Origin of the sequence: Okeania sp. SIO2F4 (assembly GCF_010672385.1) — a bacterium.
Classification (GTDB): Bacteria; Cyanobacteriota; Cyanobacteriia; order Cyanobacteriales; family Microcoleaceae; genus Trichodesmium.
In genome coordinates this window covers 1-3,694 of sequence record NZ_JAAHGT010000952.1, presented here as the reverse complement: position 1 = coordinate 3,694, position 3,694 = coordinate 1, and the positions used below count along the sequence as shown (strand labels likewise).

The following is a 3,694-nucleotide window of genomic DNA, read 5'->3' as shown; positions in this document are numbered from 1 at the left end:
TAACTCATAAAAACCCATATCAGCAACAGCCTTTGTAGGGGCATCTATGCGAATCGTCCCTACTTATGATTTGCCATCATACCTGAGACATTCAAATCTTCTATTACTATCTGGCTGTGGTTTTTAGCCGGCTGAAGTAGTCAGTTTATGCAATGTATCTTTTCTGATGTCAGCTACCTTTGTGTGTAACTGAGCTATTCTGAGTTGCGCCTTTTTCCAGTTAGAGCGAAAACTTGGTTTTATGCCTGTTCAGATATTGCAGTCTCGATAGTTTAGATTCCAAATTTTTGCATATATTTAGCACCATCAAACACTTCGCCTGTTGACAATGTTGTCAAGGTTTTAACTCCTAAGTCTACACCAACTACATCTACTGATTTCTCGGTATTTATGCTTGCTGTTTCTATCTTAAAACTGACAAATCATCTATCAGATGCCTTAGTTATAGTTACAGCTAAACGGAGTAACATTATCTAGCAAGATTTCAAAGGTTTTTACCCAACCAATTCGAGGTAACTTTATACGATTAAAACCGACTGTAATTGAACCATCTAAAGTAAAGCTGTCATCTTTACCTTTTTCTTGAATTTAGGTTGACCAGACACTTTACTAAAGCAACGCTTCCAAGCGCCTGATAAATACCTTAAAGCATCCATACGGTGCTGTCTTAGAAACCTCGTAGTACCAATAGTTATTAGGTTTAACCATTGCTACTAAAAGTTTATGCGTATTCGTTGGCAGTAGGAAATTTAAGTTTATTCCCAGGATTATTTGAATTGTGCTATACGGATGTTCCTAGTCAACCATAGTCCCCAACTCCAAGCGTGACGAGCTACAAAGCGCGTGTTTAGCTAGTAAGGTTTTTTGCTGGTTATTTGGGTGTAGTTCAGCGCGTGAATCCTAGTAGCATTATTATCAATATAGGTCGTACTAGATAATCATAGATTTTGTCAAGCTGTTATTTACCTTTTTTTCTATATTTCTAAGAACTGTTTGTAAACTTATATCATGTATCATTAAATAACTGTAATAAACAACCTTTCCTCAACCTTTTAGGGACGTTGCATAACAAAAATGCGTTTCATGTCACGCAGTGAAACTTCCCTACATTGCGGTTAATTAATGTTACTTGATATTAGCTGAAAGTCTTATATTACCTAGCTTTTAGTAAGTTTGTGATTACTGGACTATGACTTGCCAAGCGTAAGTATAGCAAGAAATTCAGCCTTTTAATATTTACTTTGTAAATTAGTTCTAAGCCGACTCATGTTTTTTATGCCATGCAGGATGCCATAATAACTCAGCAGTAGAACGTTTTTCTACCATTTCTTTAGTGATACTGCAACGGGTAACATCTTGACGGGATGGTAATTCGTACATAATATCTAACATTAATTCTTCTAAAATACCTCGTAATGCTCTAGCTCCTGTTTTACGTCTATATGCTTCTTTAGCGATCGCCGTTAGAGCTTCTTTTTCAAATTCTAACTTAACATTATCCATCTTTAATAATTTTTGATATTGCTTAACCAAAGCATTCTGTGGTTCGGTTAATATTTTAATTAATGCAGTTTCATCTAATGGGTCAATTACTGTTAAAACTGGCATTCGCCCAATAAACTCTGGAATTAAACCAAATTTTACCAAGTCATCTGGTTCGACATTTTTCAGTACATTAATATTCCGTTTTTCTTTTGATGGTAAAGCTATACTACTTTGATGAATATTTTCACTCTGAATAAAGCCCAATGATTTTTTTCCTTGTCGTTGTTCAACAATTTTTTCCAGACCCACAAAAGCACCACCACAAATAAACAAAATAGAGCTAGTATCAAGCTGAATAAAATCTTGATAAGGATGTTTACGTCCACCTTGTGGGGGAACATTTACTACTGTCCCCTCCAATATTTTTAATAAAGCTTGTTGTACACCTTCTCCAGATACATCTCGCGTGATCGAAGTATTTTCACTTTTACGGGCAACTTTATCTATTTCATCTATATATATAATTCCTCTTTGAGCAGACTCTATATCCAAATCTGCTACTTGCAATAATCTTAACAAAATATTTTCTACATCATCCCCTACATAACCAGCTTCGGTAAGGGTAGTTGCATCTGCTACTGCAAATGGTACATCTAGTAGCTCTGCTAAAGTTTGAGCTAATAGAGTTTTGCCGCAACCTGTCGGACCCATTAAGAGAATATTAGATTTTTGTAGTTCCACATCAGAGTCAATACTCTTCTGGGAATTATTTTTTGTTTGGCAACTCAAACGTTTGTAGTGATTGTATACTGCTACTGATAGAACTTTTTTTGCTTGGTGTTGTCCAATTACATGGTCATCTAAATATCGTTTAATTTCCGTAGGTGTGGGAACTTTTTCTAAAGGAATTTTACTCTTACATGAATGCTTGTGATTTTCTAATTGTGGTTCTATTAGACTAGCTGAAGTGATATTTTTGCCAGATTGAAATAATTCTTCTTCTAATATCTCGTTACAAAGTTCTACGCATTCATTGCAAATATAAACCCCTGGACCTGCTATTAATTTGCGGACTTGATCTTGCGACTTGCCACAAAATGAACATTTAAGCTGGGAATCGTATTTGGACATATTTGTTTTTTTCCTTGGTGATGGTGATATTTACTCTATGAAGGGGTTAAATCGTGTTATTTGAGGATAAGTGCTTGAGTTAAACTCCTTACTTTGGTTATATTGAAGTCTGATTTGACAATTTCTACTTCTATTTTAAATTATATTCTGTATATTTTGATTTGAGGAATTTTAATGTTACATAATAGCTAAGTAGATTGGTTTAATTATCCGTAAAATAGCGTTTGAGATTCAAAACGCTGAAAACTTTATGAATAACTGACTTCTGGCTTCATTCCCAGATTTTTCGTTTTCAGGTTGATTTATGTTTACCTACTTATAGAAATTACAGCAGTTTCCGAAGCTATGAGGTAGAGTCGAATCTTCTTAGTTTTTGACTTCTGACTTCTGTCTTAAAACAAGGTGTACCTCATTACACTAGGAAGTGCTGTGTTTCTAGAAAGATTTATATATCCTAGAATTTTAACTGAGTGGTAAATATAGCCTTGTTTTTTCTACTCTAAAGATTAAAAGTAACTTTTTCTAGTCCTGAGAAAATATGTTAGGAGGTTCTCTGGAAATTCTCAGCAATAGTTGTATAATAACAGTTTAAAAAATACTCCTAAATTAACTGTTTTTAGTGCTTAGAGAATAAGCATTCAGGTATTAGAATTCAGGTTTTTCTAGGTCATAATTTACTAATATAGCAATCAGGAATGATTTTGATAGATATTTAAGAAGAATTAAGTTTTATCGATCAAAATTCTTTTATTTTCTAACTCCTGACTCGGTATTCCTGACTCCTAATTACCACTAAAATATTACAACTGAAATATGATTGCTATAGCTTTTTAATTAATTAGGAAGATGAGCTAATCTGCTTTGAGAGTAACTTTTGATTTTTGGTCAATATTTTAATTTTACTTCATCTTTCAAAATAATAAATTAATAGCTGACAGCTAAGAGCTGACGGCTGAATGCTTTCTTATGTCAGAGAAAACCTTAGTTTCGGAATATTAAAGAGTTTTTCCCACTCCCCTACTCCTGATTCCCTCTTGCTAAATTATAACTATCTTTTTTGAATTTTGTCTGAATTCTC

Annotated in this window: 1 protein-coding gene; it reads right to left on the bottom strand. The window is 33.8% G+C overall.

The features are described from left to right. Window positions 1-1,254: 1,254 nt before the first annotated feature. On the bottom strand, window positions 1,255-2,616 hold the full coding sequence (clpX, locus tag F6K22_RS35460) for an ATP-dependent protease ATP-binding subunit ClpX (RefSeq protein ID WP_293109240.1): 1,362 nt from the start codon (window positions 2,614-2,616) through the stop codon (window positions 1,255-1,257). Between the last annotated feature and the right edge of the window lie 1,078 nt (window positions 2,617-3,694).